Genomic DNA, 14,019 nt, shown 5'->3' with positions numbered 1-14,019 from the left:
AGTTTACCCCAAAACAACTTTGTCGTTTTGCCCTGGCACAATACAGTTCCATCCGAATTTTTCAGTGATCCTGCGTCTTAACTCATCTGCAGCCGAAGGCTCACCGTGTGTGATAAATACTTTTTCTGGGCTCATCTCCGATTGAGCCAGCCACTGTAGAATTTCACTGTAATCCGCATGCGCCGAAATATTTTCTAACATCTTCACCTCGGCCCGCATTTCGATGTATTCCCCATGCACTTTAATTTCACGAGCTCCACGCTGTAAAGCTTCGCCTCTTGTTCCGGCAGCCTGAAAACCCGCAAGCACAATAGTATTGCGTGGGTCAGAACCGAAAGCTTTGAGATGGTGCAACACCCGGCCGCCACTCAGCATACCGCTGGCAGAAATAATTAACATCGGCCCTTTTTTTTCATTTAAAGCAATTGAATCTTCAACTGATGAAACGTATTTCACCACCCGGCAAATATAAACGCTTTCTTCGGGAGTCAGCTTATGAAGAGTTTTATACTTTTTTAAAAGCTCGTTAACATTGGTAGCCATCGGGCTATTTAAATACATTGGAATATCGGGAATTTTGTTTTGGCTTAATAGCTTCCATACATAGTACATAATCGTCTGTGCACGTCCCACCGCGAAAGCGGGAATAATAACAACTCCGTTTCTTTTAACAGTTTCATTAATAATTTGTGCGAGTTCATCTTTAACACTGGTCTTTTCATGAAGACGATTTCCATAGGTCGACTCGGTCACAAGGTAATTAACCGCGGGTAAAGCTACTGGCGGATTCATTATCTCGTCAGTCAGACGGCCAATATCACCGCTAAATGCGATTTTCTTTCCAGCTACAGAGATCACCACTGAGGCGGCTCCGAGAATGTGCCCCGCATAGAAAAACTCAAAACTGATCCGCGAATCAACCTGAATTTTTTGGTTATAATTAACTCCTTCGAAAAAATTAAGCGAGGCTTCGGCCTCTTTTAGAGTGTACAGAGGTAAGGCCGGACTGTGCTTAGTACGTTTTGTGCGATTGCGATATTCGGCTTCTTCTTCCATCAGATAGCCTGCATCAGGAAGCAAGATGCGGCAAAGATCTTTCGTCGCGTGTGTGCAATAAATTTTTCCGCGAAAACCATTCTTGATAAGCCTAGGTATGTATCCGGAATGATCGATATGGGCATGAGTCAAAATAATGGCTTGAATCTCTGAAGCTTTTATTTCGATATCATCCCAATTTTTTAACCGCAATGTCTTCAATCCTTGAAAGAGTCCGCAATCAATTAATATTTTTGATTCGTTACAAGTCAGTAGATATTTCGAACCGGTCACCGTTCCGGCAGCACCTAAGAATGTTAATGTAAACGACACGGGATTTCTCCTTCCAGGCTAACTTCTAAATAAACTGATGAGTCCTGTCGATATCGAAATCATCCCAGCTCCAAAAACAAAGGCTAGAACGATTCTTCTAAAGACCTGTTGGTTAATTCTTTGCAGCCACTTTTTTGCTAGCCAATTTGCTAAAAAAGCGACAATCATTAATAAGGGCACATAAAAATAATGCGCTTTATCCAAATAACCTTTTTGCAAATAAATTTGTAAACGCAAAAGGTCGCCTCCAAAGTCAATCAGTGTAGATGTCGCTGTAAAAGTTAATGGTGTAAGATTAAACGCTGAAAGAGCTAACGATCTGATCGCTCCGCCAGAACCAACCGCCCCCGTCAAAAATCCGGAGAGCCCGCCGCCGAAGTAAGAAACCGAGCGCGACGCATTTAGAGTTGAGTCTTTCATCATCCAGAAAACAACAGATATCGATATTAGAAAAAAACCTAAGATAATCGAAAATAAATTTTTTGGCAGGTAACCAGAAATTTGCGCCCCTAATCCGGTCATAATGATTGAGGGAATACCGAACTGCAGTGTTAACTTCCAATCGATATGCTTCCAGTACATGAAAGTTCTGGTTGTGTTACCGATAACGTGCAAACACGCGGTAAGAACTAGCGTTAATTGGACTGATTCAAAAAAAACGGCGACCGGCACAAACAAAGAAGATGAGCTAACGCCGCTTAATGTTCCAGCGAATTCAGAAAAAAACGCCAGAATAAGAAAAAACAACTCGTGGTAGCTCTTCATTTATAACCTACTTTTTCAGATCCAACTTGATTTTACCGCCACTTTCAACAAATTCCTTAAGCGCGTTTAGCTCCTGACGTACAGAAAGTGGAACATCTACACCCCTTGATCCTGAATAACCTAAAACAGTTTCTTTTTCATATTCAGCGTAACATTTTTTAGCTACCGGATCTGCCGGGTATTTAGTAATACACTCTCTTAAATACATATCTGCTAACGAAAAGAAAAAATTTCTTTCTATTGAGCGATCGCAAACCGCAAGCCAATAAAGAATTTGAGGTGTTACTTTTGAATCCGGATAATTTTGTAAAAACTCATAAAGCACCCCAGATACACGCAGATAGTTAACTAGGTTCGGATTTATAGAATCTATTTTTAAGTTGTTAGCTGCTTCTAAGTTAGTCTTGGCAAACTGAATGACCGAATCAGGAGTCGCTGTAGCTAAATTAAAGCTCTTGTCATTCTGCCATTTTTCAAACTGATTAATCCAGTTAAGTAAATCACGTCGCATGTATTCGGATAAATTTTTGAGTTTTAAATAGCCCTTAAAAACCTTTACGGCTTCAGCAGGATTACGTTTAACTCTAGCGTAATACGCAACCTGGCGCTGCAATGATTTTTCAACTTCAAAATTTTTGTCTTTAACCATTCCCCGAATTATTGAATCATAAGTTCGTGAAGCCTCACTAAAATTCCTAGAGGCGAAAAGAAATTCAGCTTGTTCAAACTGGCTAAAGTAGTTTTTGCTGTCTTTAGTCAGCAAAGAGCGTCGATCTGCTGCAGGAGTCTGCGTATGACAACTCATGCACACATAAATCGTTGAATTTAACATCCAACGGGCATAACTCTTGTTACCTTCGCGATAAACTTTTTCAGTTTCGTGAATATGTTGAACCAAAACATCGCGTGATAGCTTAAAGCTTTCGAGCTGTAATTGCGGGTCATGCATAGCCGCATTAGATATTTCACTGAATTTTTTTAAATGTTCAGAAATTTCAATTGTATTTTTCGGATCACTGAACTTCGCATCTGAAACCATGTATTTTTTAAGGGCCTCTAACTGCTGTAAGAACTGAGACATGATCACTTTAGTGTGAACTACAGGTGGTTCTGACGATGTTGCTGCGGCTGAAAAAACACGGCTGCTGATCAGTAGAACTACCAATGCAAAAACTCTAATAAAATAATTGTTAAACTTATTCATGACCCTACCCGGTTACGGACAAATAAGAACAGGCTTATTACCTGATCTGACGAGTTTAGCGGCTACACGGCCTAAAAATGGTGTTGATTCACCTTTACCCCTTGGCGAAAAAGCAACAAGGTCAAATTTGCGGGATCTTTCTTCAACTTGTTCAGCCACTTCGCCGACGTCGCGAACAGTTTTATAGTTAGGATGGGATTTTTTAAAGTCTTCGAAACTACGATCATCGTCGCTATGAATTTGCTGGTAAACCAACGAGTAAATCGGCAAATCAACAACCGGAGTCGGCTCTTGAATCACGTGAAACAATTCTAGATTCGATTGAAAGGCTTTATCAAAAGACTGAACTTGGTTAAGCGTTGTATCGGTGTGTTTAGAAAAATCAGAAGGAACAAGAATTTTTTTAGGTAAAAGAACCTTTTGACCGCGGTGAATCCATACTGGAAAAGGTGAAAGTAAAGCCACTCTTTCAGCGGTACTGCCAAGAAGAAATCTTGCAATAGCACCCATTCCTTTATGACCAACCATAATTAGCGGCGACAGCTGACTGGCTTTTGCCGCTTCGATCAATTGTTCAGGCGCATCGCCGGTACGAATCACAACATCCGTATCTTTTTTTAGTTTATAGAACTTATAGACTTTTTCAGTCAGTTTTTTTTCTGCAACTTCTCGCGGTTCGCCGACAAACTGAAAGACATCGTTTACGTAAACATATCTTAAAGGTATTTTCATCGCCTTCGCCAGTTTTTGCGCTTCTTTAACGACAAGTTTTGAATATCTGGAAAAATCAACTCCGACAATAATTTGTTGAATTGCTTTTGACTTCACTTCATCCTCCTAATTTTTCTTTAGTTAAGTTTTGATTTTCTACTTTCATGTCCTTGATTTCTTTTTCAACATCGTGAACATCTTGCTCTAGAGAAGAAAGCTCTGGGGTTATCATTCCGGTGACAAGAAAACCCATATAAGACCAAATAAACAGCGTTCCGCACATCATTAAAGTAAGAACTACGATCTTTCCACCTAAGCTCTGGGGTGTGAAGTCGGCATAACCAATGGTCGTCACAAGCCCCGCCGACCATAAAATGCAGTCAATAAACTGCAGCGATTTTTCTGATAACTCAGCTTCAAAAAAATAAATAAGCACTGACCCCAAGAGAATCACTGAATTACCAAAGATCGTTAAAAACCAGAAGAACGGATGTTTCACCAGAGCCAGAAATCTTGATTTATATTGAGTCAGCGTAACTGTTCTTCGGGCCATGTTTTTTTTACCTTAAGGTTTTTGATTGTTGATTTTAAAATTAAAGGATTCACTCGCTTTATAAACAGATGTTGTAACTTCGAGTTCTTGAAGTGCGTTACTTTGCAGATCCCGGTTAACGACTATGTAAAAGTTCCCGTCTTTGTTCACTTTAAGTTCCTGCTGTGGATACGGATGCAAACGTCGCACCGTTAACTTCATCTTTGAAAGATCCAACTTAGCTTCTTCGCGGCCTGTTACAAAAATACGGATCGGATTACCCAGAGTCAGCGAGACTGACATAAGGCGACCTTCTTTCATCATCACTTCAGCACTGCTTCGCTCGGGATCTTCCGAACGCTGGTCAGCCTGAAGACCATGACCCAAAAGAAAAAGCATCAGCACAATCACGTATTTCATATGACTCTCCATTAAACGTGCAGTCTTGTTTCCAGCAATTCAGAAAGAGCTTTGTAGGCATCGACTTCAGTAAAAATACCCACTAGTTTCGCGTTATCCATAATAAGAACGCAGCCATATTTTTTATTAGCCATTTCAGTAACAACTTCATTTAATGGAGCTTCAGGATTTGTACAGAAAGGATCTACTGTACACGCCTCTTCAACAAGAAGTGTTTCTGGATTAACATCTTTGAAGCTTGTAATAAATTTGATATCGCGGTCAGAAAGAACACCGACAATTTTTCCGCCTTTTAATACCGGCAAGTGGCGAACGTGCAACTTTCTCATAAAGTCAGCGGCTTGGGCGACGGTCTGATCGTGGCCAATAGATTTAGGAACATAGGACATATACTTTTGAATTTTCGGAATTGCTTTCATTTTTTCTCCTTGGACGGCAATAACTTCTTTTGAAACAACAAGATTCCTGCCAACTGTAGAAGAGCGTTTTATTCGAACTGAACGGTTTATTGTGACAACTTGGCACGCTGCAACCGAAACGGATGACAAGTTGTCACAAAAGTATTACACCAAACTAAGCCAGATCCCCTACAGGTGAAAAATAACCAGTTATTTCAAGATCTTAGATTTACCCCTTTGATTTCTTAACTTGGCACATCACTTGGATAGAAAGACTGGAAACCTTCACAGAAAGACAAGCATGAGCTTAAAACAGAAGATTGCAGTTGTTGATGATGACCTTGAAATGGGCCGGGTTGTTAAAGATTTGCTGACCGAAGAAGGCTACGAGGTGGCGCAATATTCCTCAGCGGCAGAAGCTCTGGCAAAAATTAAAACTGATGTTCCGCATGTCCTGATCACCGATCATAAAATGAAAGATATCGATGGATTAATGCTGCTAAAAAAAATTCAGTTAGATTATCCCGATGTTATCACACTTATGATGACAGGCTTTGGCTCGATTGAAACGGCCATCGAAGCCATGAAGCTCGGTGCTTACCACTACATTACAAAACCGTTTAAAAACGAAGAACTTATATTGTTAGTCAAAAGAGCCATCGAAAAATCTACACTTAAAAACGAAAATAAAATTCTTAAATTAGAACTTAATAAAAGTTTCAGCGTAGAATCAATTACCGGCAAAAGTCCTGCGATGGCTTCTGTTTTTGAACTTATTAAGCTTGTGGCCGGAGCTCCTGCTAACGTTCTTATCACGGGTGAAAGCGGTTCAGGAAAAGAAGTTATTGCAAGAGCTATTCACAACTCCGGCGAACGCAAGAAAAAACCATTTATCCCGATCAACTGCACGGCTATTCCTGAAAATCTTTTAGAAAGTGAATTATTTGGACATGTTAAGGGATCATTTACCGGAGCGACGAATGATAAAAAAGGTTTGTTCGAAGAAGCTAATAACGGAACACTTTTTCTGGATGAAATTGGCGATTTAAGTCTTCCACTACAGGCAAAACTTTTACGGGTCATTCAAGATAAGCAAATCAGACCCGTCGGCGGCAATCAAATCAAACAGGTCGATGTACGCATCATAGCTGCTACCCACCGCGATTTAAAAATTATGGTTAAAGACGGAAAATTCAGAGAGGATCTGTTTTACCGTTTAAATGTTATTCCAGTTCGTGTGCCTGCCCTTAGAGAAAGAATTGAAGATATTCCCCTGCTGGTTGAGAGATTTATTCAAAAATTTGCAAGCTATGGCCATTCGAAAGTAAAATCGATTTCTGCAGAAGCTTTGCAAGTTCTTATGGCTCATTCGTGGCCAGGCAATGTTCGCGAACTTGAAAATGTTGTCGAACGTGCAATGGTTCTTAGCCGTAGCGAGACCATCGAAAAAAGTGCAGTTTTAGATAGCGCTTTAGCTGAGGCGAAACAAAGCGTTGAACAGCTTTATGCCGACCGCCCTACTTTAGAAAAACTTGAAGAACGATATATAAAAATGGTCATGAGCGAAGTAAATCAAAAAAAAGATGAAGCCGCTAAAGTTTTAGGTGTAAGCCGCAGAACTTTGTACCGCAAAGAACGTCTTTACGGGCTGATTTCTGCCGATGCTCAAGAACCTGACGACGAACTCACGGAGAAAATCTAATGCCAACGAATGAAGGCTTAACAGGACCAAGTTTTGCAAATCTGAAATCAGCGATTGATGAAGCAGCCATTGTTGCCATCACCGACAAACGTGGAATCATCACTTACGTCAATAAGAAATTTTGCGATATTTCAAAATATTCAAGTTCTGAGCTTATTGGTAACACCCATCGTATTATTAATTCACATTATCACTCAAAAGAGTTTTTCGATAATATGTGGCAAACAATCTCGCAAGGAAAAGTTTGGGAAGGCGAAATTCGCAACCGCGCTAAAGACGGAACGTATTATTGGGTTAATACAACGATAGTTCCTTTCTTAGATGGCGACGGAAACCCAGAACAATACGTGGCTGTACGTTACGACATCACCGAACGAAAGTTAGGCGAAGAGAAACTTAAAGTTTACGCCAAAAAACTTGAAGTCAGCAATAAAGAGCTTCAGGATTTTGCTTCTGTTGCCGCTCACGACTTACAAGAACCTTTAAGAAAAATTCAGGCCTTCTCGGAAAGACTGACAACAAAAGCAAAGACCTTACTAGACGCCGAAACTTTTGATTATGTCGATAGGATTCAGAGTTCAGCTAAGCGCATGCAGACGTTAATTAATGATCTATTAACATATTCGCGAGTTACAACAAAAACACAGCCCTTTGCAAAACTTGATTTGAACCACGTTATTTCACAGGTCGTATCAGACTTAGAAATCCGTATCGAACAAACAAAAGGAAAGGTCGTCGTTTCTAAGCTTCCTGAAATTTATGGCGACGCTACACAAATTTACCAGTTATTTCAAAACATCATCGGCAACGCCCTAAAATTTAGAAAACCTGATGTTGATCCGGTCGTTCAAGTTGATGCGCAAATTACTGATAAATCAGAGCTGGGTGGAAAGGTCTGCCAAATTAAAGTGACGGATAATGGGATCGGCTTCGATGAAAAATATCTGGACCGTATCTTTACAATTTTTCAGCGCTTACATGGCCGCCACGAGTATGAAGGAACAGGTATTGGATTAGCTGTCTGTAGAAAAATTGTCGACCGCCATGGTGGAACAATATCAGCTACTTCGGCACCCGGCGAAGGCTCTCAATTTATTATCACTATTCCTATGAAAATCACTCATGGAGAACAATAATGAAACCTAAAACAAAAATCGATATTCCCCTTTTAATTGCCGATGACGATCTTGACGACTGCAAGATGATCAAAGAAGCCTTCGAAGAAAGCCGGCTTTTAAATACATTGAATTTTGTCCACGACGGCGAACAACTTTTAAAATACTTATCTGAAAACCCTTCTCCGGGTCTTATTCTTCTTGATCTTAATATGCCTAAGAAAGACGGACGCGAAGCCTTACAAGAGATTAAAAATAATCCTCAGCTACGCCATATTCCGATCGTGGTACTGACGACTTCACAAGCTGAAGAAGACATTTTTCGCACCTACAACCTGGGCGTAAACTCTTTTATTACCAAACCCGTTTCTTTTGATGGGCTAGTGCAAATTATGCGCGCCCTTGGACGATACTGGTTTGAAATCGTTGAACTTCCAGATCCTAATCCACAAAAGAGCCCGCTATCATGAATCTAACTATAAACCAATTTCGTGTATTATTAATCGATGATGATGAAGATGAACATTTTTTTATCAAAGATCTTTTGTCTGATATTAAAAGTAGTCATTTTTTACTGACTTGGAAATCTTCGTATCAAACTGGCATTGAAGCTTTACAAAATGAATCTTATGATGTGTGCCTGCTGGATTACCGTCTCGGCGAATACTCGGGAATTGATCTTTTAAAAAAAGCACAAGAATTAAATATCGCATGCCCGATTATTATTCTTACTGGCCAAGGCGATTTTGAAACCGATTTACAAGCTATGCAAATCGGCGCGTCCGAATATCTTATCAAGGGCCAGCTGACCAGTCCGCTATTAGAGAGAACTTTACGTTACACGATTAAGCAAGCTCTGGATATGGAAGATCTTAAAGAGCAAAAAGAAAAGTATAAAAAACTTCTTGAAGAAAGAACCGAGATGGAGTCGCAAATTCTCATGCAAGACCGCATGGCTTCGATTGGTCTTTTAGCTTCAAGCTTAGCTCACGAAATCGGAACCCCTATGGGAGTCATCAGAAGCCGTGCTGAGCTTGCGCACAAAAAAGCTTCAGACAACAAATCGCTACAGCAAGACATGGAAACTGTTATTAATCAAATCGACAGAATTTCAAAACTCGTAAATTCTTTACTTAATTTAGCCAGATCTAAACCTTCTGACCATGTCACTAAGGTGAATGTAGAGCAAGTCATTAATGATGTTTTAAATTTGTTGAAACATGAACTTGATCGTAAAAATATTGCTCTGCAGATTCGGCCATTTAATTCTTGCCTGGTAAAATCTGAAGCTGGACCACTAGGACAAGTTTTACTTAATCTTTTAGTTAATGCCGTTCACGCCATTGACGATGCCAAAGAGCATGGGCGAACAGAGTCACATTCTATTTCTATCGTCCTTGAAGAAAGCCACGACATAGTTGCTATCTTCATCACCGATACAGGTTGTGGCATATCTCAAGAAAATTTGAATGAAGTGTTTAAACCTTTTTTCACTACAAAAGACATCGGCCACGGTACAGGGCTTGGACTAACAACTTCTTATAAATTAGTTCAATCCTGGGGCGGAAGTATTTCGGTAAAAACAACATCCGCCTTAGGAACGACGTTCAAGATGACATTGTTAAAAGGTTAACAGCGTTTGAAAGGTATGAATTTTTCTAAAGTACCCTCTCGCTGTTGCCAATAGCTGATTCTCAGTCAGATGTGGAATTTTAAATTGTCCGACAATATTCTTTTTTAAAACCGGATGATGCTTTTCAAGATGATTTAAAAAGTGGTCTACCCCCTGCCCAGCGCCTAAAATAAGCCACTCATTAGCCGAAGTTTTTTCAAGAACAGCACAAACTTGATGATAAAACTTTTCTTCGTCTGTTTGGTGAATAGGATGGTTTGTCGCAAAGGTTTCAATGGGATGCTTTTTTCCGGCGTAGGCAATTTCTTGTTTTTCTACACCATTTAAACCAAAGTGGTATAAATTAGCTTTGTTGGTATTAATTAAGATAGTCATTGATGACATAGTTATCCTCCGTTGAAGTTTTGTTTGGTTAATTTGTAATAAAGCGGCTTACCGTCTAAGCTTAATTCTAAATAAAGATGATTTTCTTTAATAAAATATTTTGTTTGGCTTCTTGTGCCAATTTTCATATCGGGATCACCTTGGCAGCGCGATGAATTTTCAGGGTTCACCCAAACTACCCATTGCTCAAGAATATCTTCTGTCTGCGTGTAGAGAGCCTGGCGCGAACAGAACGCTGCCGTGTTGTTCCAACTCCACTGCAAAGTCGACAGACCCTCCGGATAAAAATCAAAATATAAAACTAAGTCCGGATCCAACGGCGCATACTCTTGGCCTTCATACACAAATCCGGTATAAAGCCAGCGCCCAAGAATCATTTCACCAGCTGAAAGGTTGATACTTAACATGACAAGTCCAATGAGCAAGGCGAATACATTTCTCACAAGAATCCCCGTTCTTGCATGAGGAGTACAACTTTTTGTTTCTGCTCCATGGGCAACAGTTCTACTTGCTCTTTTAAAGCCTCTGTGAAGTCGGCAAAATCAGAATAGCCATCTAAACGATTTAAAATTCTAAGAGCTATCTGCAAACTTGGTTCTTCTCCCAGAGTAGAGCGCAACGCCCAAAAAAATCCACTAACAATAGCGCTATCATGATAAAGACCACCATTTTTTTCTTTAAGTGTAACCTTACTATCTACATTTCTGACAAAGGGAGCTTTTTTATAAGCGACTTCGCCTAAACGTGAAGAGTTTAGAAAAAATGTCGTAAACACATCGGCAAAAGCTTCGTTTAACGATCCACCTTCGCCGGTAAAAGGCAACCGCGCCAGATGATCAATCACAAAATGTGATGTTTCATGCATAACAATCGAAGGGTCTAAATAAATTTTAGAAAATACAATATCGTCGCCTGTGCCCAGTCTAATTTTTTCGTTATAATAAAAGGCAGCGTTTGTTTTTTCAGGAAACCCGACTTGAGTTAGAATATTCACATTGGCATCAAGGTTGACAGCTAGTTTTTCGCTAAACCAATTTAAAATTTTATTCGCAAAGTAAAAAGCCTGCACTTGTTCAAACCGATCGTCCGTCGGCGGTAATTCAAGATTTTGTTCTTTTTTTATTTTAGCTTGTGACTCTGTATCAACTTTAACTTTTAGGTTTTTAAGTCCATCATTATTTAAATCACGCAGCATCTTTACATGTGATAGATCGCTTTTAACGGGCCCCTGCGGATAAGCAAGGGCACTCACCTCTTTAAGTTCTGTAAGCTGCGAACCTACCGCTTCTACATTTATAACTTTCAAAGAGGTGTTAAATAAAATACTCCGTATTGCAAATGTTTTATGCTGCCGAAGAACGACCTGTAAAGCAGGATTCATTGCCGGCGGATTTAAAATAACCGAAACTGGCTTTTCAATTTCCCAATTTTTATAGTCTGGATATTTTAGTAAGAACGAAAGCCAGTACCAAGAACGATTTTGCTGCAGCAGTTTTGCTTCATTAAGCTGATTTTGGGAAGGGCGTGCCGCTGTGGCAGAACTTTCAAAAATAATTTTTTTATTTAGCGAAATTCTTTTAACAAAACTTCTGTGAACCGGAATACCTTCAAACGCTTGCTGACTCACAGAAATAGATTCACCAGCAGAGCGGCTAATGACATCATCTTTCGTCTGAATACCAGCCAACGACGGTCTATACCCCTGACCACTCCAACGGGTGTGTTGAAGTGGTTTTTGCTGGGTACATCCAGCTATTATTAAAGCAAAAATAAAGCTAAAATTTTTCACGGACCTGCACTACTCGACAGTTAAAGTTTTTTCCATATATGTGCCATCGCCATTTAAGAAGCGGAGCGCATGTGTTCCGCTCTGTAAACGACCTAAGCGAACATCTTTTGAAAACGGAACAAGAACCATGATACACATGCCTTGGTTAACTAACGCATGGGATGTGACCTCGTGCACGAATTCTGAAACGTTTTTAACTTCAGCGTTTTTCCAACGGTAACACCCATTTGGAAAAATACCGCTGACAACGACAAACGAGTCAGATTGCGAATCAAAACCACCAGGTACGAAGGCTTCGTTAATTGGTACAACGACATCTTTCGCTGGTAAATTTTCAGCTTTGGCAATACCAGCCATAACGATTAAGATTAAACTTGTTGAAATTTTTGTTACTGTATTCATAAACTCTCCTTGTTGTTTATTTTTTTATTTGATTCGTCCTAAAGTACGAATTGGATTTAAAATTTTAAATGGTTTTGCATCTTGAATTCCTAGATCATCGTAACTTTTAAAAATAGTGACGCCGTAAGGAATATAGGCTTTGCATAGGTCAAAATGTTCACGAATTAACATAACAGTATCGATATCAGGGTTACGCTTTACCTGAACAAAAAATTCATCCGGATAAGTGCAGCCGCCCGATGCTACTTGAAAAAAGATTCCACGACTTGTTTGCATATACCCGTAAATGGGTTCCAGTGGTTCTAATGTCTGGGCAGACGAAATTTGTGCGCCAATGATGATTGTCATAATGATTAGTCTACGAATTAATTTTTTCACGTTATCCTCGGTTGTTTTTTGTTGTGACGAAAATCACTAAAGCAAGCCCTAGACCAACAGTTTTCCAACACATAAACTAATTTAATTGAGTTTAAAGATTTTTTTATGACAACTTGGCAAAGATGAAATGACAAACTGTCGAGGCATGAACAAAAAAAAAGCCGTTGCTATACAACGGCTTTTTGATTCGGCAGAGCAAAACTGCGCGTTTAAGAGGCTAACGACTTCCGCCGCCGGCAGACCCGCCGCCGTTTTTACCACCGCCAGCTGAACCACCACCTGCATTAGCCGGTTGCGCGCTGATTGCTAAAATAAATGTTGTGATCACTAAAGCGATAAAAAGTTTCATTGTTCGTTCTCCGAAAGGGTATCAATAGCACTGAATGCAAACACCGGGATATTTCCTTTGGCGTTTGGTTTTTCTAATAACTTAATACGCTCTTTAAAAGCGCGCTCTTCGATGATGAGCCATTCTTTATACGTTTCTTCACTTAATGACTCAAAGTAAAGAGACATGTAATTTCCGTAATATAAATCAGCGTTGCCTGGTTTTAAAAAACGCTCAGTTAATCTTAAACCTACGGATTTAATGGTTTCACCAGAAAATGAAGACCTGACTTCACCTTGACCGAATAAGCCATTACCTAAAGAACGAATCACTTTTTGATCGATCATTTTTTTTAGAACTTCTAAGCCGTAAGAACCGAAGCGTTGTTCGACATACGATGTGCTGAAAGGTCTGGTTTCAGCTAAAACATACAGTTCAGTAAAACACGGATCTTTTTGCATATCGTTTTCGATATCAAAATGAAAGCGGTTTAATGGCGATGATTTTAACTGTGGGTCAGAACTTTTTAAACGCTCACCAACCACCGGCGGAGCTTTTTCAATAAGGTCATTAATAACACGGGTATCTAACAAACAAGAATAAAGCTTATATAACGTAGAATAGACCGGAGTGTGTATCTTCTCACGCAAACGCCCTAGCGTTTTGACGTGAATCTGTGACTTTGTGGCTAACATGGAAAGACCTTTTTTCGGGTCTTTAAAACGCATTAAATAGACTTCGATATCTCGTGATACTTGATCAGAGATAGAAACATCTTGGGCGCTCGAATTTGGTTCGACGTTAAGTTCCACTATACACCTTAAGTTTTGAAGGTTTTGAGTATCGTAAAGACTTATAAGACACAACGAGAAAACGCCCTGAAACCGAGG

The 14,019-nt window shown here is 39.8% G+C and carries 18 protein-coding genes; 4 read left to right on the top strand and 14 right to left on the bottom strand.

Annotated features, from left to right (window positions below; translation table 11 throughout):
* Positions 1 to 3 precede the first annotated feature (3 nt).
* From ACKWCF_RS06435 to ACKWCF_RS06405, 7 genes are read right to left on the bottom strand one after another with little or no spacing between them, the layout of a single operon-like run.
* Positions 4 to 1,368 carry an MBL fold metallo-hydrolase RNA specificity domain-containing protein gene (locus tag ACKWCF_RS06435; protein WP_409479884.1) on the bottom strand — a complete coding sequence of 455 codons (1,365 nt, stop codon included), beginning with the start codon at positions 1,366 to 1,368 and terminating at the stop codon, positions 4 to 6.
* An 18-nt stretch (positions 1,369 to 1,386) separates the two neighbouring features.
* Positions 1,387 to 2,133: a sulfite exporter TauE/SafE family protein gene (locus tag ACKWCF_RS06430; protein ID WP_409479883.1), complete on the bottom strand. Its 747-nt coding sequence runs from the start codon at positions 2,131 to 2,133 to the stop codon at positions 1,387 to 1,389.
* Between the two features lie 7 nt (positions 2,134 to 2,140).
* Positions 2,141 to 3,337 carry a hypothetical protein gene (locus ACKWCF_RS06425; protein ID WP_409479882.1) on the bottom strand — a complete coding sequence of 399 codons (1,197 nt, stop codon included), beginning with the start codon at positions 3,335 to 3,337 and terminating at the stop codon, positions 2,141 to 2,143.
* Positions 3,338 to 3,349: 12 nt separating this feature from the next.
* Entirely contained in the window at positions 3,350 to 4,165 is an 816-nt protein-coding gene (locus ACKWCF_RS06420; RefSeq protein ID WP_409479881.1) for a universal stress protein, read from the bottom strand.
* Between the two features lies 1 nt (position 4,166).
* Positions 4,167 to 4,601 (bottom strand): ion channel, encoded by a 435-nt coding sequence (locus ACKWCF_RS06415; RefSeq protein WP_409479880.1) that lies wholly within the window; start codon positions 4,599 to 4,601, stop codon positions 4,167 to 4,169.
* Positions 4,602 to 4,613: 12 nt separating this feature from the next.
* Positions 4,614 to 5,000: a hypothetical protein gene (locus tag ACKWCF_RS06410; RefSeq protein WP_409479879.1), complete on the bottom strand. Its 387-nt coding sequence runs from the start codon at positions 4,998 to 5,000 to the stop codon at positions 4,614 to 4,616.
* Positions 5,001 to 5,011: 11 nt separating this feature from the next.
* Positions 5,012 to 5,419: a CBS domain-containing protein gene (locus tag ACKWCF_RS06405; protein ID WP_409479878.1), complete on the bottom strand. Its 408-nt coding sequence runs from the start codon at positions 5,417 to 5,419 to the stop codon at positions 5,012 to 5,014.
* A 280-nt stretch (positions 5,420 to 5,699) separates the two neighbouring features.
* Between ACKWCF_RS06405 and ACKWCF_RS06400 the strand changes: the two genes are divergently transcribed.
* Genes ACKWCF_RS06400 through ACKWCF_RS06385 form a run of 4 tightly spaced genes read left to right on the top strand, consistent with a single transcriptional unit; the run spans position 5,700 to position 9,848 of the window.
* Positions 5,700 to 7,100 carry a sigma-54-dependent transcriptional regulator gene (locus tag ACKWCF_RS06400; protein WP_409479877.1) on the top strand — a complete coding sequence of 467 codons (1,401 nt, stop codon included), beginning with the start codon at positions 5,700 to 5,702 and terminating at the stop codon, positions 7,098 to 7,100.
* Complete coding sequence (locus ACKWCF_RS06395; protein ID WP_409479876.1) at positions 7,100 to 8,236, top strand: ATP-binding protein; 1,137 nt, start codon at positions 7,100 to 7,102, stop codon at positions 8,234 to 8,236. The genes ACKWCF_RS06400 and ACKWCF_RS06395 overlap by 1 nt, the downstream gene beginning before the upstream one ends.
* The gene (locus tag ACKWCF_RS06390) at positions 8,236 to 8,685 is read left to right on the top strand and encodes a response regulator (protein WP_409479875.1); all 450 of its coding nucleotides are present in this window, start codon (positions 8,236 to 8,238) and stop codon (positions 8,683 to 8,685) included. Before ACKWCF_RS06395 ends, ACKWCF_RS06390 begins: the two co-directional genes overlap by 1 nt.
* Positions 8,682 to 9,848, top strand: a complete 1,167-nt coding sequence (locus tag ACKWCF_RS06385) for an ATP-binding protein (RefSeq protein WP_409479874.1) — start codon at positions 8,682 to 8,684, stop codon at positions 9,846 to 9,848. Before ACKWCF_RS06390 ends, ACKWCF_RS06385 begins: the two co-directional genes overlap by 4 nt.
* Here the strand turns inward: ACKWCF_RS06385 and ACKWCF_RS06380 are convergent.
* The 7 genes from ACKWCF_RS06380 to ACKWCF_RS06350 all read right to left on the bottom strand — a co-directional run bounded on the left by ACKWCF_RS06380 (position 9,837) and on the right by ACKWCF_RS06350 (position 13,941).
* The gene (locus tag ACKWCF_RS06380) at positions 9,837 to 10,232 is read right to left on the bottom strand and encodes a hypothetical protein (RefSeq protein ID WP_409479873.1); all 396 of its coding nucleotides are present in this window, start codon (positions 10,230 to 10,232) and stop codon (positions 9,837 to 9,839) included. The genes ACKWCF_RS06385 and ACKWCF_RS06380 overlap by 12 nt on opposite strands.
* A 2-nt stretch (positions 10,233 to 10,234) precedes the next feature.
* Positions 10,235 to 10,639, bottom strand: a complete 405-nt coding sequence (locus ACKWCF_RS06375; protein WP_409479872.1) for a hypothetical protein — start codon at positions 10,637 to 10,639, stop codon at positions 10,235 to 10,237.
* 32 nt (positions 10,640 to 10,671) lie between these two features.
* Positions 10,672 to 12,021 (bottom strand): hypothetical protein, encoded by a 1,350-nt coding sequence (locus tag ACKWCF_RS06370; RefSeq protein WP_409479871.1) that lies wholly within the window; start codon positions 12,019 to 12,021, stop codon positions 10,672 to 10,674.
* A gap of 9 nt (positions 12,022 to 12,030) precedes the next feature.
* Entirely contained in the window at positions 12,031 to 12,423 is a 393-nt protein-coding gene (locus ACKWCF_RS06365) for a hypothetical protein (protein ID WP_409479870.1), read from the bottom strand.
* 24 nt (positions 12,424 to 12,447) lie between these two features.
* Entirely contained in the window at positions 12,448 to 12,801 is a 354-nt protein-coding gene (locus tag ACKWCF_RS06360) for a hypothetical protein (RefSeq protein ID WP_409479869.1), read from the bottom strand.
* A gap of 217 nt (positions 12,802 to 13,018) precedes the next feature.
* On the bottom strand, positions 13,019 to 13,150 hold the full coding sequence (locus ACKWCF_RS06355) for a hypothetical protein (protein WP_409479868.1): 132 nt from the start codon (positions 13,148 to 13,150) through the stop codon (positions 13,019 to 13,021).
* Positions 13,147 to 13,941: a hypothetical protein gene (locus ACKWCF_RS06350; RefSeq protein WP_409479867.1), complete on the bottom strand. Its 795-nt coding sequence runs from the start codon at positions 13,939 to 13,941 to the stop codon at positions 13,147 to 13,149. The genes ACKWCF_RS06355 and ACKWCF_RS06350 overlap by 4 nt, the downstream gene beginning before the upstream one ends.
* Positions 13,942 to 14,019 lie beyond the last annotated feature (78 nt).

Origin of the sequence: Pseudobdellovibrio sp. HCB154 (assembly GCF_046267985.1) — a bacterium.
GTDB lineage: Bacteria > Bdellovibrionota > Bdellovibrionia > Bdellovibrionales > Bdellovibrionaceae > Pseudobdellovibrio.
The sequence above is the reverse complement of the archived record's forward strand: the minus strand, read 5'-3'. Positions and strand labels throughout refer to the sequence as shown.

Coding starts and splice junctions, on each gene's coding strand:
- ACKWCF_RS06430 (WP_409479883.1), bottom strand. CDS start 2,133: ATGAAGAGCTACCACGAGTTGTTTTTTCTTATTCTGGCGTTTTTTTCT.
- ACKWCF_RS06425 (WP_409479882.1), bottom strand. CDS start 3,337: ATGAATAAGTTTAACAATTATTTTATTAGAGTTTTTGCATTGGTAGTT.
- ACKWCF_RS06415 (WP_409479880.1), bottom strand. CDS start 4,601: ATGGCCCGAAGAACAGTTACGCTGACTCAATATAAATCAAGATTTCTG.
- ACKWCF_RS06410 (WP_409479879.1), bottom strand. CDS start 5,000: ATGAAATACGTGATTGTGCTGATGCTTTTTCTTTTGGGTCATGGTCTT.
- ACKWCF_RS06405 (WP_409479878.1), bottom strand. CDS start 5,419: ATGAAAGCAATTCCGAAAATTCAAAAGTATATGTCCTATGTTCCTAAA.
- ACKWCF_RS06400 (WP_409479877.1), top strand. CDS start 5,700: ATGAGCTTAAAACAGAAGATTGCAGTTGTTGATGATGACCTTGAAATG.
- ACKWCF_RS06395 (WP_409479876.1), top strand. CDS start 7,100: ATGCCAACGAATGAAGGCTTAACAGGACCAAGTTTTGCAAATCTGAAA.
- ACKWCF_RS06390 (WP_409479875.1), top strand. CDS start 8,236: ATGAAACCTAAAACAAAAATCGATATTCCCCTTTTAATTGCCGATGAC.
- ACKWCF_RS06385 (WP_409479874.1), top strand. CDS start 8,682: ATGAATCTAACTATAAACCAATTTCGTGTATTATTAATCGATGATGAT.
- ACKWCF_RS06380 (WP_409479873.1), bottom strand. CDS start 10,232: ATGTCATCAATGACTATCTTAATTAATACCAACAAAGCTAATTTATAC.
- ACKWCF_RS06375 (WP_409479872.1), bottom strand. CDS start 10,639: ATGTTAAGTATCAACCTTTCAGCTGGTGAAATGATTCTTGGGCGCTGG.
- ACKWCF_RS06365 (WP_409479870.1), bottom strand. CDS start 12,423: ATGAATACAGTAACAAAAATTTCAACAAGTTTAATCTTAATCGTTATG.
- ACKWCF_RS06355 (WP_409479868.1), bottom strand. CDS start 13,150: ATGAAACTTTTTATCGCTTTAGTGATCACAACATTTATTTTAGCAATC.